The sequence below is a fragment of the Pontibacter virosus genome (assembly GCF_003096355.1).
In the GTDB taxonomy this organism is placed as follows: domain Bacteria; phylum Bacteroidota; class Bacteroidia; order Cytophagales; family Hymenobacteraceae; genus Pontibacter; species Pontibacter virosus.
The window spans coordinates 582462-605952 of record NZ_QEKI01000001.1; the positions used below are offsets into that span (position 1 = coordinate 582462).

Annotated in this window: 29 protein-coding genes; 12 read left to right on the forward strand and 17 right to left on the reverse strand. The window is 50.8% G+C overall.

The annotated features are described in order from the left end of the window. The first annotated feature begins 232 nt into the window (after positions 1–232). Positions 233–577: a hypothetical protein gene (locus C8E01_RS02555; protein WP_116541768.1), complete on the forward strand. Its 345-nt coding sequence runs from the start codon at positions 233–235 to the stop codon at positions 575–577. A 69-nt stretch (positions 578–646) separates the two neighbouring features. On the opposite strand, the gene C8E01_RS02560 is transcribed toward C8E01_RS02555, so the two are convergent. The 4 genes from C8E01_RS02560 to C8E01_RS02575 all read right to left on the reverse strand — a co-directional run bounded on the left by C8E01_RS02560 (position 647) and on the right by C8E01_RS02575 (position 3970). Next, positions 647–865, reverse strand: a complete 219-nt coding sequence (locus C8E01_RS02560) for a PLDc N-terminal domain-containing protein (RefSeq protein WP_116541769.1) — start codon at positions 863–865, stop codon at positions 647–649. 25 nt (positions 866–890) lie between these two features. After that, positions 891–1181, reverse strand: a complete 291-nt coding sequence (locus C8E01_RS02565) for a hypothetical protein (protein ID WP_116541770.1) — start codon at positions 1179–1181, stop codon at positions 891–893. Positions 1182–1284: 103 nt separating this feature from the next. Next, positions 1285–2481, reverse strand: a complete 1197-nt coding sequence (gene kbl, locus C8E01_RS02570) for a glycine C-acetyltransferase (protein WP_116541771.1) — start codon at positions 2479–2481, stop codon at positions 1285–1287. 58 nt (positions 2482–2539) lie between these two features. Continuing rightward, the gene (locus C8E01_RS02575; RefSeq protein WP_133242703.1) at positions 2540–3970 is read right to left on the reverse strand and encodes a hypothetical protein; all 1431 of its coding nucleotides are present in this window, start codon (positions 3968–3970) and stop codon (positions 2540–2542) included. A gap of 346 nt (positions 3971–4316) precedes the next feature. Between C8E01_RS02575 and C8E01_RS02580 the strand changes: the two genes are divergently transcribed. From C8E01_RS02580 to C8E01_RS02595, 4 genes are all read left to right on the forward strand, one after another. Next, positions 4317–5294, forward strand: a complete 978-nt coding sequence (locus tag C8E01_RS02580) for an NAD-dependent epimerase/dehydratase family protein (RefSeq protein ID WP_116541773.1) — start codon at positions 4317–4319, stop codon at positions 5292–5294. A gap of 268 nt (positions 5295–5562) precedes the next feature. Beyond that, positions 5563–6234 (forward strand): opacity family porin, encoded by a 672-nt coding sequence (locus C8E01_RS02585; protein WP_116541774.1) that lies wholly within the window; start codon positions 5563–5565, stop codon positions 6232–6234. A 153-nt stretch (positions 6235–6387) separates the two neighbouring features. Next, complete coding sequence (locus C8E01_RS02590) at positions 6388–6726, forward strand: thioredoxin family protein (protein ID WP_116541775.1); 339 nt, start codon at positions 6388–6390, stop codon at positions 6724–6726. A 75-nt stretch (positions 6727–6801) separates the two neighbouring features. Further along, positions 6802–8256, forward strand: a complete 1455-nt coding sequence (locus tag C8E01_RS02595; RefSeq protein WP_243409389.1) for a DUF4403 family protein — start codon at positions 6802–6804, stop codon at positions 8254–8256. Between the two features lie 124 nt (positions 8257–8380). Here C8E01_RS02595 and C8E01_RS02600 read toward each other — a convergent pair whose 3' ends face one another. Beyond that, positions 8381–9109, reverse strand: a complete 729-nt coding sequence (locus tag C8E01_RS02600) for a hypothetical protein (protein ID WP_116541776.1) — start codon at positions 9107–9109, stop codon at positions 8381–8383. 25 nt (positions 9110–9134) lie between these two features. Between C8E01_RS02600 and C8E01_RS21575 the strand changes: the two genes are divergently transcribed. Together C8E01_RS21575 and C8E01_RS02605 are read left to right on the forward strand one after the other, a co-directional pair. Beyond that, positions 9135–9290 carry a hypothetical protein gene (locus C8E01_RS21575; RefSeq protein ID WP_165820539.1) on the forward strand — a complete coding sequence of 52 codons (156 nt, stop codon included), beginning with the start codon at positions 9135–9137 and terminating at the stop codon, positions 9288–9290. A 62-nt stretch (positions 9291–9352) separates the two neighbouring features. Next, a complete protein-coding gene (locus tag C8E01_RS02605) occupies positions 9353–10342 on the forward strand; it encodes a YihY/virulence factor BrkB family protein (protein WP_243409390.1) in 990 nt (329 codons plus the stop codon). A 74-nt stretch (positions 10343–10416) separates the two neighbouring features. On the opposite strand, the gene rlmN is transcribed toward C8E01_RS02605, so the two are convergent. Next, positions 10417–11493 carry a 23S rRNA (adenine(2503)-C(2))-methyltransferase RlmN gene (gene rlmN / locus C8E01_RS02610; protein WP_116541778.1) on the reverse strand — a complete coding sequence of 359 codons (1077 nt, stop codon included), beginning with the start codon at positions 11491–11493 and terminating at the stop codon, positions 10417–10419. A gap of 21 nt (positions 11494–11514) precedes the next feature. After that, a complete protein-coding gene (locus tag C8E01_RS02615) occupies positions 11515–11943 on the reverse strand; it encodes a thioesterase family protein (RefSeq protein ID WP_116541779.1) in 429 nt (142 codons plus the stop codon). 320 nt (positions 11944–12263) lie between these two features. Between C8E01_RS02615 and mnmD the strand changes: the two genes are divergently transcribed. The 4 genes from mnmD (at position 12264) to C8E01_RS02635 (ending at position 15395) form a co-directional block, all read left to right on the forward strand. Further along, positions 12264–12941 (forward strand): tRNA (5-methylaminomethyl-2-thiouridine)(34)-methyltransferase MnmD, encoded by a 678-nt coding sequence (gene mnmD, locus C8E01_RS02620; RefSeq protein ID WP_116541780.1) that lies wholly within the window; start codon positions 12264–12266, stop codon positions 12939–12941. 54 nt (positions 12942–12995) lie between these two features. Beyond that, on the forward strand, positions 12996–13535 hold the full coding sequence (locus C8E01_RS02625; RefSeq protein WP_116541781.1) for a glutathione peroxidase: 540 nt from the start codon (positions 12996–12998) through the stop codon (positions 13533–13535). A 271-nt stretch (positions 13536–13806) separates the two neighbouring features. Next, positions 13807–14124: a hypothetical protein gene (locus C8E01_RS02630; protein ID WP_116541782.1), complete on the forward strand. Its 318-nt coding sequence runs from the start codon at positions 13807–13809 to the stop codon at positions 14122–14124. A 182-nt stretch (positions 14125–14306) separates the two neighbouring features. After that, the gene (locus C8E01_RS02635) at positions 14307–15395 is read left to right on the forward strand and encodes an endonuclease/exonuclease/phosphatase family protein (RefSeq protein WP_116541783.1); all 1089 of its coding nucleotides are present in this window, start codon (positions 14307–14309) and stop codon (positions 15393–15395) included. Here C8E01_RS02635 and C8E01_RS02640 read toward each other — a convergent pair. After that, positions 15392–15973, reverse strand: a complete 582-nt coding sequence (locus tag C8E01_RS02640; protein WP_116541784.1) for a 5-formyltetrahydrofolate cyclo-ligase — start codon at positions 15971–15973, stop codon at positions 15392–15394. The genes C8E01_RS02635 and C8E01_RS02640 overlap by 4 nt on opposite strands. Next, positions 15973–17550 (reverse strand): bacillithiol biosynthesis cysteine-adding enzyme BshC, encoded by a 1578-nt coding sequence (bshC, locus tag C8E01_RS02645; protein ID WP_116541785.1) that lies wholly within the window; start codon positions 17548–17550, stop codon positions 15973–15975. Before bshC ends, C8E01_RS02640 begins: the two co-directional genes overlap by 1 nt. Positions 17551–17806: 256 nt before the next feature. Here bshC and C8E01_RS02650 point away from each other — a divergent pair, with 256 nt between their 5' ends. After that, entirely contained in the window at positions 17807–18187 is a 381-nt protein-coding gene (locus C8E01_RS02650; protein WP_243409392.1) for a PH domain-containing protein, read from the forward strand. A 1-nt stretch (position 18188) separates the two neighbouring features. On the opposite strand, the gene C8E01_RS02655 is transcribed toward C8E01_RS02650, so the two are convergent. From C8E01_RS02655 to C8E01_RS02690, 8 genes are all read right to left on the reverse strand, one after another. Then, positions 18189–18584 (reverse strand): hypothetical protein, encoded by a 396-nt coding sequence (locus C8E01_RS02655; RefSeq protein ID WP_116541786.1) that lies wholly within the window; start codon positions 18582–18584, stop codon positions 18189–18191. Between the two features lie 305 nt (positions 18585–18889). Continuing rightward, a complete protein-coding gene (gene rimO / locus C8E01_RS02660) occupies positions 18890–20203 on the reverse strand; it encodes a 30S ribosomal protein S12 methylthiotransferase RimO (protein WP_116541787.1) in 1314 nt (437 codons plus the stop codon). 354 nt (positions 20204–20557) lie between these two features. Then, positions 20558–20992, reverse strand: coding sequence for a hypothetical protein (locus C8E01_RS02665; protein ID WP_116541788.1), 435 nt, complete (start codon positions 20990–20992; stop codon positions 20558–20560). A 163-nt stretch (positions 20993–21155) separates the two neighbouring features. Continuing rightward, positions 21156–21671: a peptidase associated/transthyretin-like domain-containing protein gene (locus C8E01_RS02670; RefSeq protein ID WP_116541789.1), complete on the reverse strand. Its 516-nt coding sequence runs from the start codon at positions 21669–21671 to the stop codon at positions 21156–21158. An 18-nt stretch (positions 21672–21689) separates the two neighbouring features. Beyond that, positions 21690–22649: a signal recognition particle-docking protein FtsY gene (ftsY, locus tag C8E01_RS02675; protein ID WP_116541790.1), complete on the reverse strand. Its 960-nt coding sequence runs from the start codon at positions 22647–22649 to the stop codon at positions 21690–21692. A gap of 114 nt (positions 22650–22763) precedes the next feature. Beyond that, positions 22764–22916: a DUF4295 domain-containing protein gene (locus C8E01_RS02680; protein WP_007652248.1), complete on the reverse strand. Its 153-nt coding sequence runs from the start codon at positions 22914–22916 to the stop codon at positions 22764–22766. Between the two features lie 2 nt (positions 22917–22918). Further along, positions 22919–23107: a 50S ribosomal protein L33 gene (gene rpmG / locus C8E01_RS02685; protein WP_007652246.1), complete on the reverse strand. Its 189-nt coding sequence runs from the start codon at positions 23105–23107 to the stop codon at positions 22919–22921. Positions 23108–23229: 122 nt separating this feature from the next. Next, entirely contained in the window at positions 23230–23442 is a 213-nt protein-coding gene (locus C8E01_RS02690; RefSeq protein WP_116541791.1) for a PLDc N-terminal domain-containing protein, read from the reverse strand. Positions 23443–23491: the final 49 nt, after the last annotated feature.

The window sequence follows — 23491 nt, forward strand, 5'->3', positions numbered from 1 at the left end:
TGGCACAAACTTAGTGTCTATACTGTATTTTGACACCACCTCATTGGGGTCTCACACCACAATGTGTGGAAGCGGTTCCCCACCCTTCTATGCGCTTCCACAGTTTAGGGAAAGCACCAAAAAATATACAATTCTGATTATCAGTCAGTTGATTAAAAAATGAACTTGTGGCACGGTTATGCCAATAGGGATATCCGAAATCAAATGTTAATCAGAACTAAATAAGCATAACATGAAAAAAGCAACTTTTTTAGCAGCCGCCATCGCCCTTCTTGGATTTACATCAATCGATGCAAACGCACAAGCTACACAGGCTGCTGAGCAAGCCCAGACGCAAACTCAGAACGACAATAAAGAGAAAGTTACTAAAGACCAGCTTCCTGCTCCTGTAAAGGCGGTTTTGGATCACGAAACTTATAAAGAGTGGACTGTAGGCGACATTTACAAAGTGAAGCCAGCTGAAGGTGCAGCTGACGCAAAAGTTGTTTACGAGATCAACCTGACCAACAAAGAAGGTCAGTCTGGCACGATCACCCTTGACGAACAAGGCCAGGACGCTTCTAAAGAGCAAGAATAGCCACAGCGCATTTAAGATAATACTTAGAACTATGGAAAGGGCCTCCGCTAAGCGGAGGCTTTTTTGCGTCTATACCCTATTTCTCCTGCTCCAGAATACCCAATACGCCAGCAACCCGAACACCGGCACAACCCACAGCACGACCATCCAAAGCAGACGCTCCGTTAGGGTATAATTTGTTCTGAAAATTAGGTGCAGCAGCGAAAGCACCACCAGTAAGTAGTGAGCCACCACCAACAGCACGATGGAGCTGAAGAAAGGATCGTTTTGGATAAAACAGAATAGCATAGAATGGGTTTAAGGATGAACAGATTTATCCAAACAGAATCTGGCTGACAAACCACGCCAGGTATGCTAAGGCCGGAGCACAAAGCAGCAGCACCATGCCCAGGTTCACACGCACCCACTGCGGGTTGAGCATCATGCTCAGGTAAGCTTCAGCTGAAAGTAGAATAGAGAAGTAAAAGGTAATTTGCAGTAGCGTACCCGTCAGGTTGACCTCGCCCCGTATACCTGCCGTGGCATAGGCTAGAAACGAGATTACTAACCAGGCCAGCACGGTACCGAGTAGCAACTGACCAGCCTTTACTTTTATGTTGTTCATAGGTATGGCGGGTATAGGTATAACTGATGAGTACAAAGTAATAAAAAAAACAGCCACTCCCCAATGGAAGCGGCTGTTTCTATACCTTGATGGATTTGCAATCTTACTTGATCACGCCAAGCTCTTTACCTACCTCCACGAAAGCGGCGATACATTTGTCCAGGTGCACACGGTCGTGCACGGCGGAGAGTTGTACCCGGATGCGGGCCTGGCCTTTTGGCACTACCGGGTAGTAGAAACCGATCACGTAGATGCCATTGTCGAGCATGCGGGCCGCGAACTCCTGCGCCAGCGGGGCGTCGTAGAGCATAACCGGCACAATTGGGTGGTCGCCTGGTTTGATATCGAAACCGGCGGCTGTGATCTGCTCACGGAAATACTTGGTGTTCCACTCCAGCTTGTCACGCAGCTCGGTTGTGGAGCTCAGCAGGTCGAGCACGGCGATGGAAGCGCCCACAATAGACGGAGCCAGTGAGTTAGAGAACAGGTATGGCCGCGAGCGCTGACGCAGCATGTCGATGATCTCTTTTTTACCTGACGTGAAACCACCCATGGCACCACCCAAGGCCTTGCCGAGTGTGCCCGTGATGATGTCGATCTGACCCATAACGTTGTGGTACTCGTGCGTGCCTCGGCCGGTCTTGCCCATAAAGCCAGAGCTATGGCACTCGTCCACCATGATCAGGGCCTTATACTTGTCGGCCAACTCTACAATTTTATCAAGTTGAGCCACTGTGCCGTCCATAGAGAAAGCGCCGTCGGTTACGATGATGCGGTGCTTGGTGCCGGCATTCACGGCTTCCTGTAACTTGGCCTCCAGGTCTTCCATGTTGTTGTGCTCGTAACGGAAACGCTGCGCTTTGCACAGACGGATACCGTCGATGATCGAAGCATGGTTCAGGGCATCTGAAATGATCGCTGACTCCGCATCAAACAAAGGCTCGAACACACCGCCGTTTGCGTCGAAGGCCGCTGCGTAAAGGATGGTGTCTTCAGTGCCCAGAAATTCGGAGATTTTGCGCTCCAGCTCTTTGTGGATATCCTGCGTGCCGCAGATAAAGCGCACCGAGCTCATGCCGTAGCCGTGTGTGTCGATGGCGTGCTTGGCTGCTTCAATCACCTTCGGGTGAGCCGACAGGCCCAGGTAGTTGTTGGCACAGAAGTTAAGCACGTGCTGCATTTGGGTCGTATCAATGTCAGCACCCTGCGGCGTGGTAATGATGCGCTCCTGCTTATACAAACCAGCTTCCTTGATCTCGGCAAGCTGCTTTTCTAAATCTGGTTTTAAGGTTTCGTACATGGGTTATCTTCGTTAGGCTGTTACTTTTTTACTTTGGTCGGGCAGGTATAGCGCCTGCTTATTCTTCAGTTTTGGGCGGAGGACGGCGGATGATGGGCCGTGGCCGTGGTGGTTTCGGTTTTTCCGTCTGTTCCTCAGGTATAGGCGCCTCTCCAGTTGGTGCTACCTCAGTTTTGTCTATTGCTGTAGAATTCTCCTGCTGTTCTGTTGCGCTCGGATCCGTCTCTGGTACAGCCGCTGCGGGCGGTGTCGGTCGCTTGATGATGGGCCGTGGTCTTGGCGGCTTGGCTTGCGACAAAGTACCTGGCTCAGTATCCGGCGTATTTTCCAGCGGCTTTTCCCCTGCTGGCTGCGTTTCTGAAATCGGTGCAACAGTTAACGTTTTCCCTTCAGATGCATTTGATGGAGCCTTGTTCCCCAGAGATACGTTGGCATTAGACTCAGGCATAATAACCTCACCCTCAGCAGGTTTTTCCTCTTCTGGCCTCTCTTCCGAAGCAGCAGGTTTGGATAAAGCAGCCGGGCGCTTCATGACAGGCCGTGGTCTGGGCGGCTTTGGAGCACCTTCGTCGATAGGCTGTGTCGAGTTGCCTATACCTGCTGGCGTTGTTTCTGCAGCAGGCTTGTCTTCTATACCTGAATCCAACTGTTGCTCTTCCACAGGCTTCTGTAAGACGGTTGGCCTTTTGATGACGGGCCTTGGGCGAGGCGCTTTTCGTGCTTCTGCGGTAGTATCGCTGGCTGGCGCTATACCTTCGGCTGGCTGTTCCGCCGCGGGTTGCTCCTCACCTTGCGGAGGCTTTTGCAGTGCGGCAGGTCGTTTGATCACCGGTCGCAGACGGGCTGGCTTAGTTGCTTCGGCTTCCAAAGCAGCTGCCTGATCAGGTATAGCGTTAGCATCTAGCTCCTGTTTAGCTGTTTGATCTTCTGATTTTGCCAAGGCAGCCGGACGTTTGATCACAGGCCTGGCTCGTGGTACGGCTGGTTTTGTGGCCTCTTCTGCAGATTTATCCACTGATGTGGTTTCCTCTCCTTCTACGGGTGGTTTCAAGGCGGCAGGCCTACGCACCACAGGTCTTGGTTTAGGCGCTGCAGCTGGTGTAACCGGCTTTTCCTCAGATGTTTCCTGTGGAACATCGGGGAAAACAGGTATAGCAGTCGGGGTCTCAGGCACGGCCGTTGGTGGTACTGCTTCAGTTCTACCGGCAGGGGCAGCAGCGCGTCGGGCCGCTGGTCGAGGAGCCGCTGTGGTGGCTGGCCTTGGTACGTCCTCTTCGCGCAGGTGGTAGCGCAGCCGCACGTTGTTGAGCACCATCTTCACGGCCACATAAAAGCTATTGGGATGCATTTGCGCATACATGCTTTCCCAGGCCTGGTACCGGGCCGGGTCTTCTGCCGCAAAGGCTTCCCTGTTTATCCGCTTCTTTATGAGGTACTCTTCAAACGTCATAGTGCGCTGACCGTGTGCTATACCTACAAAGGTACGCAAACAGGCCTGAATCGTGTTTATATTCACCTAATTGGCCTGCCATGCTAGCTAAACCGGCCTTTTGCTCAACAAATATAAGAAAAACGCACTCCTGAAACAGGATGGCATTATTTCTATTTTACCATTGCGTTACTTAATCATTAAATCTATCCTACGTCCTTTCAGTACCCGATTCGCCGCTATACCTTTGGTTCATGGTGAAAATAATATAGGTTAAGATTAAGTTAGTGAGCTTGAAGCGCTTGCCTTTGGCAGGCGTTTTCTATTTACGCCCCCTAGGATTCTTGCGGTCACACTTTCAGGATTGACCTGAAATCGGTTACTTTGTGCAAATAATTTAAAGACTATGGCAAACACAAGTGACACGGTATTGGTGATTGGCGCCTGCGGACAACTTGGCTCTGAACTCACCCTGGAGCTACGCAACATGTACGGCGGGTCTAATGTAGTGGCAGCCGACATTGCGGCTCCCAAGCAGGCAGACCTCCGCGACTCGGGCCCATTTGAGAAAGTGGATGTGCTGGACACAAACGTGCTGGCCGAACTGGCTTCTAAATATAAATTCAAGCAGATTTACCACCTGGCCGCCGTGCTGTCGGCCACCGGTGAGCGCAACCCCAAGTTTGCCTGGAAGCTGAACATGGAAGGGCTCTTCAATGTGCTGGACCTGTCGCTGGAGCACAAGGTGCAGAAGGTATACTGGCCCAGCTCCATTGCCGTTTTCGGCCCGAACACCCCGCGCCAGAACACCCCGCAGCACACTGTTATGGATCCGAACACGGTCTATGGCATCAGCAAGCAGGCTGGTGAGCGCTGGTGCGAGTACTATTTCCAGAAGTATGGCCTCGATGTGCGTAGCCTCCGATACCCGGGTCTGATTGGCTACAAAGCCCTGCCAGGCGGCGGCACCACCGATTACGCCGTAGATATCTACCACAAAGCGTTGGAGGTCGAAACCTTTGAGTGCTTCCTGAGCGAGGACACCTACCTGCCGATGATGTATATGCCGGATGCGCTGAAAGCGACGCTAGACCTGATGCACGCACCGGCCGAACAGGTGAAGATCCGTGACTCTTACAACCTGAGCGCGATGAGCTTCTCGCCAAAGGAAATCACCGAGTCTATCCGAAAGTTTATACCTGACTTCAAGATCACCTACAAGCCCGACTACCGTCAGCAAATTGCCGACTCGTGGCCGCAGAGCATCGACGACAGCGCCGCCCAACAGGACTGGGGCTGGAAGCCAGGCTACGACCTCGACGCCATGACCGAGGACATGCTACTTAATCTGAAGAAGATGAAGGAGGAGCAGACGCTGGCTTAAGTTGTTTGATTATCTTGACAAAGGACTTATAGGGTAAAACACATCATCTGATTATCTTCCAAGGCCTTAATTTTACAAAGTATAAAGCAGAAAGCGGATGGTGCGAAAGCATCATCCGCTTTCTTATTTTCAGAAAACTCACTGTATGCCTGATACTTATAAAACACAAGATCTAATTAGAACAATTTTAATCCATACTTACACCTCAAATTATTCAACATGGCATAGTATTTGGTTTTCACTATATATACTTAACCAAACCATCTAGATGAAACTAAAACTACTAGCCCTTTCCTGCTGCCTGGCCGCAGCTTTCACCGCGCAGGCGCAAACCGCAGAGGTAGTGCAACCTGAAAACAAAGCTTATAAGCCAACTAATGGCGACATTACTACTGAAGTAAGTGTCAATTTGGAATATGGCACATTCCTGAACGGTGGCCAGCTGCGTGTCCGTAAGTTTACTGCCGAACATAAGGCCCTGCGTCTAGGCACCAGTCTAGACTATACCTATAGCAAAATGGACGCTGATGTCTATAGCTCTACTTTCGGAATTAGCCTGGCACCAGGTATAGAAAGGCACTTTGGTGGTACTAACAGGCTTTCACCTTATATCGGAGTTGAGTTGCCGATTGGTTTCAGAACATCGAAGTATGAAACGGATTACTTCACTGTAAAGGGATCGACAGCTTATAACAGTTCAGCGGATCGAGCCAATTTCAATATAGGCTTGAACGGCCTGGCAGGTGTCGATTATTATTTTGCGCCACGTTTTTACATGGGGTTCGAAGTTGGTGCAGGCGTGCGCTATAATAAATACAATGACATTGAAACTACCTTCAAAAGAGATTTACCTAACTCTTCTCAAGACCTGGAAGGCTACCACTCTATTCGCTTCTCTCCCTTTGCCAATGGAGGCCTCCGGGTTGGATTTGTATTTTAATAAAAATTAAAGATTAGCTACACTTGTACAATCAGCCGCCTGCATCTTGTTGGCGGCTGTTTTCTTATTCAGCAGTTAACCTATATTTTGCACAAAACGTCTATAAGTTACAACGGTGCCGCGGCAGGTTCACCGACTTCAAAATAATGAAACATGACTGTAACTGATATAAATGACGATAAGCTGCGCAAGCTGATTTTTGAAAAAGAAAGAGTGATCGTAAAATTCACTGATCCGGGATGCCCCGTCTGCAAGCAGTTATCCCCTTTTTTCCGGAAGCTCTCCACTGAACCTCAATACAACAGTATCACCTTCACGCGCATGAGCGCCAGCGAGAACCCTGTGTCCAGCCAGGAAGTCAAACTATCAGGCACGCCTTTTTTTGCTACTTACCTGAAAGGAACAATTCAGGAGTGCGGCATTGTTGACACCGAAGAAGGCATTCGCGCCATGCTGACCCGGCTCCTGCAACCTGCTGGTCAGGAAACCTGATACATACGCCTCGTGCTGCGTACGGGTAATGGGCAGAAGCCGTAACTTGCGCCATTATTTAGAAGGCTATACTTCGTGTTCAGACTCACTACCCTACAGTTGATTTTTATTTTGTTCGTACTGGCCAGCGTGCTTGCGTTTCAGGCCTGCTCCAGTACTGCCCGTCTGAACACCATAGCCCCACCGGCTACCGTGGCGCATGCACCTGTGTACCAGCCGAAACTCTCTTCTATCACCATACCTGTCTCCATTCCATTGTCTGCTATCGAAGACAAGCTCAACCACGAGTTGCGGGGCACCCTGTACAAAGACGATAACCTGGAGGATGACGACCTGATGGTGACAGTGCTCAAGAAGGGGCGCATGACTATCCGGGCTGAGAAGGACAAACTCTACTTCAATGTGCCGCTGCAGGTACACGCCAAAGGACGCTGGCAGTGGGGGCCTTGCAAAACCTGCCCTTCGTTTAGCAAAACTGAGGCCACCTCTTTTGACATGGTGGTGCAAACCGAAAGCCGCTTCGGCCTGACCAACGATTACAAGGTGAACACCATCACGAGTAGCAGTTTTGAGTGGGGCAACACCAAGCCTTACATCCATCTGGGTCCGCTCAAGATCGGGCTGGCGCGCTTTATAGAGCCTGCCATGAAGCAGCAGATGAACACGATTGCCCGCCAGTTGGACAAAGAAATACAGAACCGTCTGAACCTGCGCCAGTACGTGACCGACACCTGGGTGCAGCTGCAGCAGCCCGTGAAGCTGGATGACAACCTCAACGCCTGGCTCACCGTGAAGCCGCAGGAGGTGCGTATGGCGCCGCTCTACGCCCACAACGGCAGCTTGCACACCCGCCTGGGCATTAACTCTTTTATACAGGTGAGCACCGACGGCAAGCCACAGACACAGGTAAACAGAACCTTGCCCCGCCTGATCATCGACAGCCGCCTGAGCGATGACATCCAGATCGGACTAACCGCTACCGTGCCCTATACCCAGGCCAGCACCCTTTTACAGCAACAGGTGGCTAACCAGACCTACACCTTTGACGACGGCAAGAGCCAGTTGACGGTGAGAGACGCCGCCATCACTCCAAGTGGCGAGCAGCTGATTCTGATGCTGGACGTAGACGGCAAAACCAAGGCAGGCCTCTTTACTAAGAAATTAGTCGGCAAGATCTACCTCCGTGGCACCCCCTACTACGATGCACAAACCGCCTCTATCAAACTGCGTGACGTGGACTATGATCTCGATACCAAAGACATGTTGCTGAGCACCGCCAACTGGCTCGCCAAAAACAAGTTCAAAGAAATGATTCAAAGCCAAGTGAACATACCGGTGCAGAGCCAGCTGACCGATGTACGCGATATGCTGCAGCAGACGTTAAACAAGTCGGGGCGCCTACACGAGTCTGTGCTGTTGCATGGTGCTGTTAGCGATCTGGCACTTGAAAACATTTACCTGAGCCCAATAGGTATACAGGCTGTTGTGAATGCGCGTGGCAGCCTGACCGCAACCATCGATAAGCTGTAGCGCTGGACGCAGGACTTAAGACTTTTTAGCAAGGGGAAGGGCCGCCATACCTGGCGGCCCTTCCCCTTGCTTCTATTCCATACCGGATCGGCATACAATGATCCTGTGTCTTGTATTCTAAGAACTAAAGTTTCTCGATTGGGGTGGGGCTATTGAACACGGTATCCGGCACCTCGGCTGGAGCGGCTATGTCGGTCAGCTTGAATTCACCCTGGGCATTGCTGCGGTCGGAGGCCAGTTTTATACTTCCGTAGTCTTCGTAATCACTCCAGCGCCGGGTAAAAGTGGGCTCGTCATCCTCTGCGCTTCGGAAGAAGGCCCACTGCGTTACTAGCCCTTGCTCTTTATCCACCCATAGTTTATACTTGTTTTGCGGCGTGAGGCCCACTTGGGCAAAGGTCATCTCCAGCACATCGGCCGGAGCCCCATCTATGGTTTGCTCCTCGCCCACATACCGGAGCGTTACGCCCTCGTCCTGCAGCTTAAAGGGCATCACGAGCCAATAGGAGTTGTTTATCCAGAGGGCATAGGCGCGCTCCAACAGCTTCTGTTTCTCCTCCGGGTTCTGCAGTTCCTGACCCTCTACGTATACTTTGCCGTCCTTGGTGTCGGTGTTGATAATGGCCACGAGGCTGTCCTGCTCCCAACGGAAGCGGTTCTGGTGTTTGTCCCACACCTGGTACTGGTTGTTGAAGGTCCAGGCAAGGTAACGGGTGTCGTTCCAGCCTTTCTCCCCGCCCATGTTTTCCAACACCTCTTTGGCTATACTTTTGGCTTTGTCTTCGGGGTTTTGGGCGCAGCCGGACAGCAGCAGGAACAACAACAGCAGTTGGAGGAGGTTTCGTAGCGACATCGGGCCATACTTTAAGTTCGCTCCCGTGTACGGATTTATACCCACGCAAGATGCCGCCATGGTGCTGCTGCGTGGGGCCATCAGCGAGGTGGCGCTTGAGAACATCTATCTGAGTTCGGCAGGTATACAGGCCGTCGTGCATGCACGTGGCTCCCTGACTGCCACCACTGATAAGCTATAGCATTTCCAACCTAACATTTAGAGCCGCCGTATCAAAAAGCTATTCTGATACTGACAAACGATATGGCGAAATCTATAACCGATATTATATTCCCGCTCACAAAGAACACCTTCAACGGGTTTCTGGACAATGGCTCTCTGATGCTCGCGGCAGCGCTGGCCTTCAATGCTATTTTCTCCATTCCTCCCCTACTAGTCATCATCATACAGGCAGCTGGGTTCTTTTTTGGGGAAAAGGCCGTTTCCGGTGAGCTTTCCAGCCAGATTTCGGGGGCGATAGGCCCTAACGCGGCTGAGTCCATTGAAACCATTGTGCAGAATGCGGCTTTGAGCGAAGGAGGCGGTATAGCGTTCTGGATAGGTATAGGCACGCTTATTTTTGCGTCTACCACGTTTTTCGCCACGTTGCAGGAGTCGCTGAACCGGGTGTGGAACGTAAAACCAAAACCGACGAACGGCATCGTGAAGATGCTCAAAGTGCGCCTGTTCTCGTTTGGCATCGTGCTGAGCATCGCCCTGCTGATGCTGGTGTCACTCTTGTTGAGTGCCGTCATCTCTATTCTGAGCGATTACCTCCGTGAGATATTTGACAGCTATCTGCAGTTCATCTCGCCCGATGTGCTGTACTACCTCATCAAGGCCATGGACTTCATCTTGTCAGTTGCCATTATCACGGCGCTGTTCTCTCTTATTTTCAAATATCTGCCCGATGCCTATATCAAATGGAAAGATGTGTGGGTGGGCGCTTTGATTACGGCTTTGCTGTTCACCATTGGCAAATTCCTGATCAGTTGGTTTATCAGCACCAGCGATCCGGGCTCGGCCTACGGGGCAGCCGGCTCTATTATCGTGATTTTGGTGTGGATCTATTACTCGTCGCTGATCGTGCTTTTCGGTGCGGAGTTCACGCAGCAGTATGCCGCAGAGTTTGGCCAGGAGATACGACCCAAGGAGCATGCGGTGCTGTTCAGAGAGCAGGAGATCACCAATAACCCGCACGACATATCCAGCGGCAGACCAAGGCCGGAAGGCAGGTTCAACAAAGCCAGCTGACATAAACCCAAGTAAAGCAAAAGGCCCCTGCTACAGGTATAGCAGAAGCCTTTTGCTTTATCGTTAGCCTAAACTTAAGCAGCGGGCTGTTTCTCTTTTACGGCAAGTTGTCCGCAGGCAGCGTCGATGTCTTTGCCACGGCTGCGGCGCACGTTCACCTGCACGCCACGGTCGGCGAGGTAGTAAATGAAGTTCTGCCAGCGGTCTTCGTCAGTATTTTTAAAGTCAGCGTTCTCGATCGGATTATACTCGATCAAGTTGATCTTGCAAGGTATAACCTTAGAGAAACGGTATAGCTCTTCGGCATCCTGCAGGGTGTCATTGAAGTTCTGGAACACGATGTACTCGTAAGTCACTTTGCGACCCGTCACCTCGTGGAAATGCTTCAGGGCATCCGTCAGCGCCTCCAGCGAGTTCGTTTCGTTGATCGGCATGATCTGGTTGCGCTTCTCGTCGTTGGCGGCGTGCAGCGATAGGGCCAGGTTGGCTTTCACGCCATCGTCGGCCATCTTCTTTATCATTTTGGCGATACCTGCCGTGCTCACCGTAATACGGCGTGCAGCCATACCCAAGCCGTCGTGCGCGGTGATGCGCTCGATGCTCTTCATCACGTTGGCATAGTTCAGCATCGGCTCTCCCATACCCATGTACACGATGTTGGAAAGCGGCTGACCATACTGCTCCAGACTTTGCTGGTTGATGCGCACTACCTGGTCGTAGATCTCGGCGGCATCGAGGTTACGCACGCGGTCCATGTAGCCGGTAGCGCAAAACTTGCAGGTAAGCGAACACCCTACCTGACTACTCACACAGGCGGTCTTGCGCTCTTCGTGGGGTATCAGCACACCCTCCACAATGTTGTTATCGTGCAACTTGAAAGCAGACTTGATGGTGCCGTCGTTGCTGATCTGCTTGGTGGCCACCTGCACCGCGTTAATGGCAAAGTGCTGGTCCAGCTTTTCGCGAAGGGCCAGGCTCACGTTGTTCATCTCGTCAAACGACTGCGCCGAGTGCTTCCAGATCCACTCATAGACTTGCTTGGCACGGAACGCTTTCTCGCCCTGCTCCACCAGCCATGCCTTTAAGTCGTCGAGCGACAGCTTACGGATGTCTTTTTTATTTAAAACGGGTATATCTGCAATCAAATTCATACCACAAAATTACAAAAATACTTAGGCTTTAGTTTCAATCCGGGCTTTTACTTCGTTGGGCAGTGCCATTAATTTTCGTTCCTGGTAGTTAAAGCACAGCATACCGGTTTTGGCGCGGGCCACTTCTTTGCCATTTTGGTTGAGCACGTGGTAGGTAATATCGAAGCCATACTTGTGCACATCGTCGAAAGCCAGCCGCAGCCTGAGCACATCCCCGTAGAAACCCTCGCCCTTGTACTCGATGGCCACGTCGGCCATGATCAGGCTGGCGCCGCCCAGGTCGAGCTCGGTATAGCCGAAGTGCTGGAGCAACTGCAGACGGGCTTCGTGCAGAATGGAGAGCAACGCGTCGTTGCCGAGGTGCGCGCCATAGTTCAGGTCGGTGATGCGCACAGGTATAGATGCCTCGAAAGAGACGTGTGCAGGTATAGCTACTTTGATGCGGGGCATGTTTTAAATTGTTGTGGGTTAAATTGTTGATGGTTTTATCATCCCAATTGAGATAGGCCGCTATCCAAAGCCACCTATCCAAAAAGACGAAAATGCTCTTCGGGGTATCCATGTCCCGAAGCTTCATGAGGGCAAGGATGTCCGGATCAGCTGCGTAGTTTGAGAGTTGGGCCGTGGAATGGTTTAGCGCGTCAATCATTCTTCATCAACCATTAACCACTATTGATTCCAAATTAGTCATTCCTCACTATTCATTAATCATTATTCATTCCTCATTATTCCCCAACCATTGCTTACATTTGTAAAGTAAACAAATAATCATGCATCTCGAAATCAGGCAGACCAAAGACGGCTCCAACACCCTGTACGTGCCCGAACTGAACGAGCACTACCACTCGGTGCATGGCGCTTTGCAGGAGTCGCAGCATGTCTTCATTAAGCACGGCCTGGAGCATGTGCTTAATCTTCGCAAAGACATCAAAATACTGGAGGTGGGTTTTGGTACCGGCCTCAACGCCATCCTCACTTACCCCTTTGCGCTGGCTCAGAAAGCCTTTGTGCAGTACGACACGCTGGAGAAGTTTCCGCTGACCATGGAGGTGGTAGAACAGCTTCAGTTTGAGAAAGCCATCCTGAACCCGGAGCTGCACGATGCGTTTCTGGACCTGCACCAGGCACCCTGGAATGAGCCAGTCGACGTAATCCCTTACTTCACGCTGCAAAAGATCCACGAAACACTCGAGGAGTTCGTGCCTCCACGCGCCTACTACGACCTGATTTACTTCGATGCCTTCGCTCCCGAAAAACAGCCCGAGCTGTGGTCTGACGACATGTTTGCCAAGCTGTTCCAGGCTACGCGCCCTGGCGGCGTGCTGGTGACCTACTGCGCAAAGGGTTCGTTTAAGCGTAGCCTCAAAGCTGCCGGTTACGAAGTAGAAGCCCTGCCAGGACCTCCGGGCAAAAGGGAAATGACACGCGGCATCAGACCTGTGGAATAAAACCTTTTGATCGAATTTCGGTTGAGGTATAGCATATACCTTACAAAAGAATCAATGAGCACATCTCGAAACAAAAGCGAATTCTATAACCTATCGGCTACTTCTTTGCAGGGCAAGGAAGTAAACATGGAAGATTTTAAGGGGAAGGTCGTGCTGGTCGTAAACACAGCCAGCCACTGCGGTTTCACGCCACAGTACGAAGGCCTTGAAAATCTTTACAAGAAATACAAAGACGAAGGGTTGGTTATTCTCGGCTTCCCTTGCAACCAATTCGGCAACCAGGAGCCGGGCGGCAAAGAAGAGATTGAGCAGGGCTGTCTGATCAATTATGGCGTGAGTTTTCCGATGATGGAAAAAGTGGACGTAAACGGCAATAACGCCCATCCGGTGTTTCAGTACCTGAAGTCAGAACTGGGCGGATTGCTGGGAAGCCGCGTGAAATGGAACTTCACCAAATTTCTGATCGACGCCAGTGGAAAGCCGGTAAAACGCTACGCCCCTATCACCAAACCCGAGAAAATAACACCGGACATAGAGCGCCTGCTGCAAAAGACTGAGGTAACGCCGGACACCCTCGAACAGGCTAACAAATAGTATATCAGCAAGTTGCACACTTCGCCATAATGGTCTGTTAAGCAAGATGCAAAGGTATAGCAGGTATACTTTGTACCTATGTTTTATCCCAAGCTTCCTATCAATGCCCTTCTGCAGCATAGTTTTATCTTAACAAAGTATAAAGCAGCCACTTACATTTTTGTTTCTCAGATTTTTTTTCGCCCTGTGTTACAAAAATTGTTTTATTTCTGGAATTAAGTCTTATTTTGCATTGTCTTAGAGCAATGAAAGCAAATCAACAGGAAGCAAAATGAAGAAATTATTACAGAAAGTGGTGAAGCCTTTGGTAACCCCATTCAAGGCGAAGTACGAAGTAGTGTGCACGACTTACCAGGTGATCCCTGGCCTGCCCGTTAACAAAAACGAGTCGAGACATCAGTTTGAGCGCGGTGCAGTTTTGGAGGCCCGCGAGTTTTACACCAAAGTGGTGAGTTCAGATATGACCCGCACCATGGCACCTGTTGAAGTGCAGCTGCGCAAAATTTACCTGGGTGGCAGAACAATTGAGCAGGCTGAATTTGGCCCTGTTGCTCAACTCCGCCAGGTGGTAAATGGCAAAAAGAAATAAACGCTGTTGGCGTTCCTCACTCAAAGCCCTGTTGCATACCTGCAGCGGGGCTTTTTGTTGCTACCCCCTTCAGTCAGACTAACCCTCTCCTAACATCTGCACGGAGCTTGCGTAATACTGCAAACCAACTATATAGAAAAATTCACCCTTCCTAAACAGACGCTGCAAAACACTCCTAACCTATGCACAACGCTACAGTCATTGCACTGAGAACTGTGGCTACCATACTCATCCTAGCGACCTTTGTGCCGCTATTGCCTTTTGAAGCATGGTACATCCGCATTTTTGATTTTCCAAGAAGTCAAATATTTGTACTGGCCGCCTTCACCCTGCTCATCTTTTTGGTTTTGCGCTGGTGGCGCTACGGCATAGATAAGATCTTAATTCCTGGGCTCGTCGCCTCTCTTGTGTTTGAGGCTGTCAACATCTATCCGTATACCTTTCTTTCGCCAGTTCAGGTACAGCAGGCGCCTGCCGATGCCCCCGCGGATGGGCAGTTGAGCATCCTGGTTTCCAATGTATACCAGCACAATGTGGAGCACCAGCTGCTTATCGACCTGATACAGGAACACAGCCCCGATATCCTGCTCACTCTGGAAACGGATAGCATTTGGCAGAAAGGTTTGCGCCCCGCTACCGATTCTTTTCCGGAGCGCGTTGCCATTCCCCTGTCGAATACTTATGGGATGCACTTGTACAGCAAGCTGCCCCTGCGACAGACACGCACCCGGTATTTGCTCGAAGAAGAAGTGCCTTCCATTAAAACCTATGTGCAACTACGAAACGGGGTATGGGTAGAACTGCACGCGGTCCATCCCAAGCCGCCCGTCCCCACAGAAGATGACGACTCCAAAACACGTGATGCTGAGATCGTACTGGTCGGCAAAGAAGTGAAGGGTTCTGATTACCCTGTGATTGTGGCGGGCGATTTCAACGATGTGGCTTGGTCACACACGACCACCCTGTTTCAGAAAGTAAGCGGATTACTGGATCCTCGTATTGGACGGGGCTTCTACAACACATTCAACGCAAAGTATAAGCTGCTGCGATGGCCCCTGGATCACGTCTTTCACTCCGATCACTTCAAGCTGGTGAAAATGGAACGCCTGCCGCACATCAACTCCGATCACTTCCCGATATTGGCCATCTTAAGCTTTGCGCCTGAGAACAAGTATGAGCAGGAAGAACCGCAGCCCGATGAAGACACAGCAGAAGAAGCGGCCGAAACCATAGAAGAGGGCAAAGAAGAAGCGCAGGAAGAAGATGATTAAGGTATAACCTCCGGCCAAATTCCTTCGGGTGTAATGGCATAATCAAGCGGCACGTCGTACTCGTTGGGGTCGGCAATGCGCTCCACAGGCGGCTCCAGCGACAGCCCCACCTTCACCACATCAGGCCGACAGTCGGCCAGGAATCGGTCGTAGAAGCCTTTGCCATACCCTACACGATGGCCTTGCCTGTCAAAAGCCAGTAAAGGGATCAGCACGAGATCCACCTCGTTAGCATGCACGATCAGGGCGTCTTTCGGCTCCGGTATACCCCAGGCATTTTCTATGAGCACCGACTCCTCTGTCAGGTGATGATGGGTGAGCACATTTTGTGCGGCATCGGTTACAGGCACCACTACCCGTACCTCGGGGTACTCCAGCCGCAGCCGCTCAATAATGGCCCAGGTGTTCACTTCTTTGTTTTTCAAGATAGGCAGAAACACGTGCACCGTCTGCCCCGCCTGAAGCGGAAAGTGCTGAAAAAACAAATCGGCTATGCACTGGCTCCGCACCGCCACCACGTCGACGGAGAGGGCCCGGCGGCGTTGCAGCATGGTTTTTCGCAGCTCAGCTTTGCGCATTATTCCTCCTCCAGTATCGTGAATTTAAACTCCAGTGGGTCAAAGGCTTCTACCAGGGCAGGTATAAAGTTCGGGTGATTGGTCTGGTAAGAGAGTAAATTATCCTGGCGCTCCTGCAGACTGCCGTTCGGGAAGAGCTTGTCTTTCAGGTTCTCGAGTTGCTTGAAGGTCTGCTCGTGCTTGCTGTCGCGGGCTTTGGAGAGCTTCTTCTCGAGCATTTGCAGCGAGTTGGTGGCCTTCTGCTGTTCGGCCGCCACGGCTTTTACCAAAGTCGGGTCTATACCTGTGGCCAGTTCCTCTACCTGCTTAAATGCCTGCGCCACGGCCTCCCGCTGCGCTTCTAAGTCGATCTCCGCTTCGTGCAGCTGCGACGAGAGTTTCTTTTTGAGCTCCTGGTAATCCCGGAACAAATCAAGTGGCTGCAGACCCAGTTTGTGCATACGCGTCACATTGGGCTTGCTGATGTAGAGCGCCGAGTTGCGCAGCATGATCAGTGGGAAGGTTACCTGATGGGCCTCAAACACCTTCCCTAGCTGGAACCAGTATGCCACCTCGGCACCGCCACCAATGTAAGCCAGGTTCGGCAGCACCATTTCTTCGTACAGCGGGCGCAGAATCACGTTCGGGCTGATGCGCTCCGGATGCTGCTGTGCCTCCTGCACAATCTCCTGCAGCGTAAAGCTGAGGTCGGTGTTGAGCACCTTATACTGGTCGCCTTCCTGCACAATGCGTTCGCGCACCCCGTCCCGCAGGTAAAACAGGTTGATCTCGCGGGAGAACACCTGTGGCCTATACCCCAGCTGCTCTAGTTGCGCGTTCGTTTCTTCTACTAACTTATTCGAAAGCTGCTCGGTCAGCTCTTTTTCTACGACCGGTATGAGCGCCTTCTTCAGTCCTTTATGATCCCCGTCAATGCTCACCAAACCAGACTCTCCAAACAGGGCATGTGTCATGGCACGGGTTGCGTCGGCCAGTGTTTTGCTGTTGCGGTAGGCCTCCTCAAAAACCGGGAAAGCCTCTGGCAGTTCTTCCAGTACTTTGTCGAGTCCTGCTGTGGAGAAACGACCCACCGCACCTGCCTGCTCCGACTCCCAGGTATAGCGCTTGCCAAACAGGTTAAAGTGGTTGATCTCCGCGAAGTCGTGGTCCTCGGTGGCCATCCAGTACACGGGCACAAAGTTGTAGTCCGGATACTTCTCCTTCAACTGGCGACAGGTGTTGATGGCCGTTACAATCTTATACACGAAGTAAAGTGGCCCCGTGAAGATATTGAGCTGGTGCCCTGTGGTAACGGTATAGGTGTTGGGCTGCTGCAACAGCTCCAGGTTTTGCTGCACAGCGGGGTGGATATCAGCTACGGAGCTATACTGCTCCTGCAGTGCCTGAAACAAGGTTTGGCGCTGGGCTTCCGTGAACTGCTTCTCCCTGATTTGCTCGCCAAAAGCCTCCAGTGTCGGGAAGCGGTGGTAGAAAGCCTGCAGCCTTTCGCTCTGGGCAAGGTAATCGGCTATTGTCTGGGAGAAGGCGCCTGTGTCGGCATAGTCTACCTTCGTTATTTTCATATCGGTTACTTCCATCTGCTCTGTTTTGTGGCCTTGCGCACGTGTGGCTACTTGCCCGGTACAACAAGGCGCCTTTGCCAATGTTCTGCCACAAAGTACGTTTTTTTATTTCTGATATACAGCTGATACGATAGAAAACAGGTATAGGCGGATGGAATCAGAAGTTTATGCGTATACGCTTTAGGGAAAACCTGCAGCGCACTTTCTTTTGAGCCTATACCTGCATTGGCCTTTTACCCCTTGTCAAATAATCTTTTATCAAATCAACTACATGGGACTACTAAACGGATTACTGGGACATGCCTCGGCGGTGCCTGTCGAGAAACTCACCAAAGAATTTCAGCCCATCCTGCTCGATGACGAGCAAATAGAAAAAGCTTTCCGACTCATCCGCGACATGCTCGTGTTCACGAACAAGCGATTGATCGTGGTGAACAAGCAGGGCTTGACTGGTTCTAAAATCGAGTACCAGAGTGTGCCGTATGCCAGCATCAAAATGTTCTCGAAGGAGAGTGCCGGCATGATGGATTTTGATGCCGAGCTTAAGATTTGGCTGACCGGAGAAGCCTCTCCCACTATTAAACAGGAGTTTCGCAAAGGTGACAATGTGAATGAGGCTTACAAGGTGCTGAGCAAATACGTGCTAAAATAAGCTAGAGCGAAATGAGCCAGTTCTCAGCATTTTCAACCGTTTCGAAGCCCTTGGTAATGCCATTCCGCACCATATTAATGGCCCTGTCCGTGGAGAGTCGGCTGAAGTAATCCTGTGAGTACACAGCGGCATGAAACTCTAAGCCCGCCTGTTCTGCACGCGGATGCCAGTCATCGGCCAGCCAATCGGTTAGCTCCACCCAAAGGCCCTGTACGTCGTAGTGGTTGTCGAGCAGTTTATGGCAGCGCTCTTTTTGCAGGAAAAACAGGATCTGTTCGTAGCCTTGTTTGATGACATGGCTGGTGAAGGTGCCGTGCCAGGTGGCGGCAATGTAATCTTCCACAGCATTGTATTCAAGGGTGAGCGAATCTGTAGTAAGTAGTTTAATGTGCCGCATCTGGGAGAGATGGCTTTCTAATGCAAAAGCCTGCGTTTGGTGCAATACTTAGGTTCAAAAGTCCATAATACATAATTCCGGGCTATAATCAAAAAAAGGGAACCCCCTGTTCGCCGAAGCAAACATGGAATTCCCTTTGATATTGGTTATTGCAGACCATACAAAGAAGCTTCAGGCAAAGTACAAAAGACTTCTGGGGAAGTCGCAGCCCAGTAGCATTCTGCTTGGTTTGTTGGCTAAATGTTCTTGATCCAACTCCTCGCTTAGGTTATACCTGATTTGCGAACGCTCGACCCAGAAATCACCTATAGCACTACATCGCCATACAGGTCGAAGTCGGAGGCATCGGTGATTTTCACGTTGGCGAAATCGCCTATGCGTACATACTGGCTGTCGGCTGGCACGAGTACCTCGTTGTCTACCTCCGGCGAGTCGTACTGGGTACGCCCCACAAAGTAGCCGCTTTCTTTGCGGTCAAAGAGCACTTTGTAAGTCTTGCCTATTTTCTCCTCGTTCAGCTCCACCGATATGCCTTGCTGCAACTCCATGATGGCGTCAGCTCGCTCCTGCTTCACCTCATCCGGCACGCTGTCCTCTAAGGTATAGGCATGCGTGTTGTCTTCGTGAGAGTAGGTGAAAATACCCAGGCGCTCAAAGCGTGTCTCTTCTACCCAATCATACATCTCCTGGAAGTCCTGGTCGGTTTCACCCGGGTGACCAGCGATCAGTGTGGTACGCAGGGCTATACCTGGCACGCGCTGACGAATCTGGTCTACGAGCTCAATCGTGCGTCGCTTGCTGATGCCGCGGCGCATGGTCTTGAGCATGTTATCCGATACGTGTTGCAGCGGCATGTCGAGGTACTTGCAGATGTTCTCGCGCTCGTTCATCACATCGAACACCTCCATCGGGAACTGCGACGGGTAGGCGTACTGCATGCGGATCCAGTCTATACCCTCCACATCAGACAGGTTGCGGAGCAGGTCAGCCAGCTTACGCTCACCGTAGTGCTGCAGACCGTAATACGTCAGGTCCTGAGCGATCAGAATCAATTCTTTGGTACCCATGCTGGCCAGTCGTTTCGCCTCCTTCACCAGGTCCTCGATCGGACGGTCCACGTGCTTGCCGCGCATCAAAGGGATAGCACAGAAAGAGCAGGGACGGTTGCAGCCCTCAGCAATTTTGAAATAAGCGAAGTGCGAAGGCGTCGTAAGCAAACGCTCCCCAATCAGCTCGTGCTTGTAGTCGGCCTCCAGCTTTTTGAGAAGCTGTGGCATTTCCAGCGTACCGAAGTAGGCATCCACCTGCGGAATCTCTGCTTCCAAAGAATCCTTGTAGCGCTGCGACAGACAGCCCGTTACGTATAGCTTATCGATCTGCCCTGCCTCCTTGGCTTCTGCGTAGCGCAGAATGGTATCGATGGACTCCTGCTTGGCGTTGTCTATAAAGCCGCAGGTGTTCACGATGATGATATTCGAATCGTCGTTTGCAGACTCGTGCGCCACATCAAACTCGTTGGCGCGCAGCTGCCCCATCAGCACTTCCGAATCCACCAGGTTTTTAGAACAACCCAGTGTGATCACGTTTACCTTGTCTTTCTTTAAACTTCTTACTTTCACTTATTTCTGTGGTTAGAGCATGTTCAAACTTCATACTTTGCGCTGCAAATTGCCCATAACGGAACCTGACTTCGTTCTTTCTTCGTCACGTAGCGGTGCTATGCGACTCATAAACTACTTCATCAGAACCCATTCTGACCAATTTTCGCTTGCAAAAATAAAATTTAAACAAGCTCTTGCGCGGTAATTCCCAATCACTCAAAACCATTGCGACTGCGCATTAGTTCGATTGGGCAAATGAACTGCAAAAGTACAACATGTTTGCGTAATAAAAGAACAGCAACGGGTATAGCGAATTGAACTCTCCGTGTTATACCTGCTTAAGAGCGCCGCGTGGTAGCTTCTGGTTATACCTTATACCTTGCCTACGCTCGACTTTTCAGCATTTACCGGTTGGTGGAACCATTTCCGGGCAGCAGCTTCGTCTTTCACTACTTCGATTGCAATCGGCAAATGATGGTTAACTATCAAAAGCTTGATTACCTGGTAGAGGTTTGCGTCCCAGAGGTAATCGGATGACTCCAGAATGGCGATGCGCTGTAGAGGGGTATCGGGAATGTTGCGAACGATGTGGTGGATGATGTCTTCGGTGAGTACGCCACCCGCAGGCTTGCCAGAGGCCACCATCAGGTTAGCGACCTGCTTTTCGTGTATCGCAGTGAACAGCGTTACGATGGTTTGGAAAAACCGGGCAGACTCAACGCTCAGCTCATCCGACCACCTCACACTTAGGATGTTTGGCACAGCTTCATATACCATATCCATCATGCTGTCTTCTCCTTCAGTCATAGTGCACCTTCATTTAAAAGTGAATCTTTGTAGGTAAGCTTGTTTATAGCTGTAGTCGAAGTAGCGGCACTAACCGTTCAGTCTGCACGACTAGCACGGTAACTTTCTGAAGGATAATCCTTTTACAAGTGTATGGCAAAACGGCCGATAACTGCAGGGTAAACTAATAAAAGGCGCTATGGTTTACCAAAAACTCAACTTCGGTTACTTCGCCCTCCTTTACCTCTACCGGAGAGATGTTCATATCTCCGTCGAAAAGGTTGGCATATAGGCCCTGTTCTTCTTTGGTGAAGAGGCTATACCTGCCGGGCTCCAGATTAACTGCGAAGTTGCCGTTGGCATCTGTCTTAACCTGCGTAACTAGTTTGGTTTGGATGTTGGTGTGGAAAACACCGTCTGTTGTGGTGGCTTGTCTGCTGTTGGTCAGCTCGTAGATGTATACGGTGCGCTCTACGCCACGAGGGCCTTTGGAAGGGGGTGCGTCCGGAGAAGGCATTCGGTTGCCCGATTCCCAGAGTATTTGTCCCCGTATACCTTGTTTTATCTGCATCTGCTGGCCTGTTTGCGTTTTCAGTTCCTGCTGCGTGTCCTGCGCTTCGCCTTCTTGTCCCGACGTACCTTGGGTACCGTTACACATGGTCAGCAAAAGCGACAGCCCTATCAACAGCAATTTCCCCATACAGGCAACAGCTAAAATCTATTTGCGGGAGAAGAACGACTCCACAAACTGGTTCTTGTCGAACAGTTGCAGGTCTTCTATCTTCTCGCCTACCCCGATGTATTTCACCGGAATCTTGAACTCATCTGATATGCCGATCACCACACCGCCTTTAGCCGTACCATCGAGCTTAGTAATAGCCAGCGCCGTTACGTCGGTAGCCTTGGTAAACTCTCGCGCCTGCAGCAGGGCATTCTGGCCTGTGCTGCCGTCGAGCACCAGCAGCACCTCGTGTGGGGTGTCTACCGTGATCTTCTGCATCACACGCTTGATCTTCGAGAGCTCGTTCATCAAGCCCACTTTGTTGTGCAGTCGGCCGGCCGTGTCGATGATCACCACATCGGCTCCTATCTCCACCCCTTTCTTTACGGCATCATAGGCCACAGAGGCCGGATCCGTGTTCATGCCGTGCGAAATAACCGGTACACCCACACGCTCACCCCAGATGATCAGCTGATCCACGGCCGCGGCACGGAACGTATCCGCAGCACCCAGCACGACTTTTTTGCCGGCTTTGTGGAACTGCGAGGCTAGTTTACCGATAGTGGTGGTTTTGCCCACGCCATTCACGCCCACGACCATGATCACATAAGGTTTTATACCTGCCGGCAGATCGAAGTTGGCGCCGTCGCCGGCCCGGTTCTCCTCAAGCAGGGCAGCAATCTCTTCACGCAGGATCCTGTCGAGCTCGCTTGTACTCACATACTTGTCGCGGGCCACGCGCTTCTCAATGCGGTCGATGATCTTTACCGTCGTCTCTACCCCCACGTCCGCATGCACCAGAATTTCCTCCAGTTCGTCGAGCACCTCCACGTCTACCGTGGATTTGCCCACGACTGCTTTGCTCAATTGCCCGAAAAAGCTGGTTTTGGTTTTCTCTAGACCTTTGTCGAGCGATTCTTTCTTCTGCTCTTTGCTGAAAAAGTCAAAAATTCCCATTTGCGTGTGTTGTAGGGTGAGACTATCTCGGTGTGATACGGTAATATACTAAAAAAGTCCCAATAAAGGGACTTCTTCATGTATTCTATCTATGTATAAGTAGAGTAGGCTTAATTACTTCTTAAGGAACTCCTGCACTTTGTCAACAGGCACCATCTCTTCTTTAAAGCTGTAAGCACCAGTTTTTGGAGACTTAACGGCTTTGATCACTTTCGCCCAATCTTTACCTGTAGCGGTTTTTAGGGTTGCAACTACCTTCTTAGCCATGGTTATTTAATTTCTTTATGTACAGTTACTTTTTTCAACACAGGGTTATACTTCTTAAGCTCTAAACGCTCAGCCGTATTCTTTCTGTTTTTGGTAGTGATGTACCTTGAAGTTCCAGGCATGCCAGTCGCTTTATGCTCTGTGCACTCCATAATTACCTGGATTCTATTACCTTTTGCTTTTTTAGCCATCTCAACAGTAAATTTTTATTTAGGACTGCAAATATACAAGCTTAAATCTCTAATTACAAACAAAGTATAAATTTTTCTAAAGAAGCGTTTTCAAGTCCCCTGAAGCCCTGCTTTATACCTCGCTATACCTCTTGTTCTTTCAGAAATCTGTGGGAAAAAACGGCGTAAATCACCATCCCCAGAAGGGGCATCAGCATCACAGCCGCCAGAAACAGCGTTCTGCTCCACTCATCCCGAAAGTCCTTCCGGTAGATGTCCCACACGATGTACATCTGTAAGATAAGCGCAGCACCAACAATGTAGTAGAGTGCTGAGTCCTGAAAGTTTGCATCCATCTTCTTTATACCTGAACCGGAATGCAATATACCTTAATACTTCCCGGCA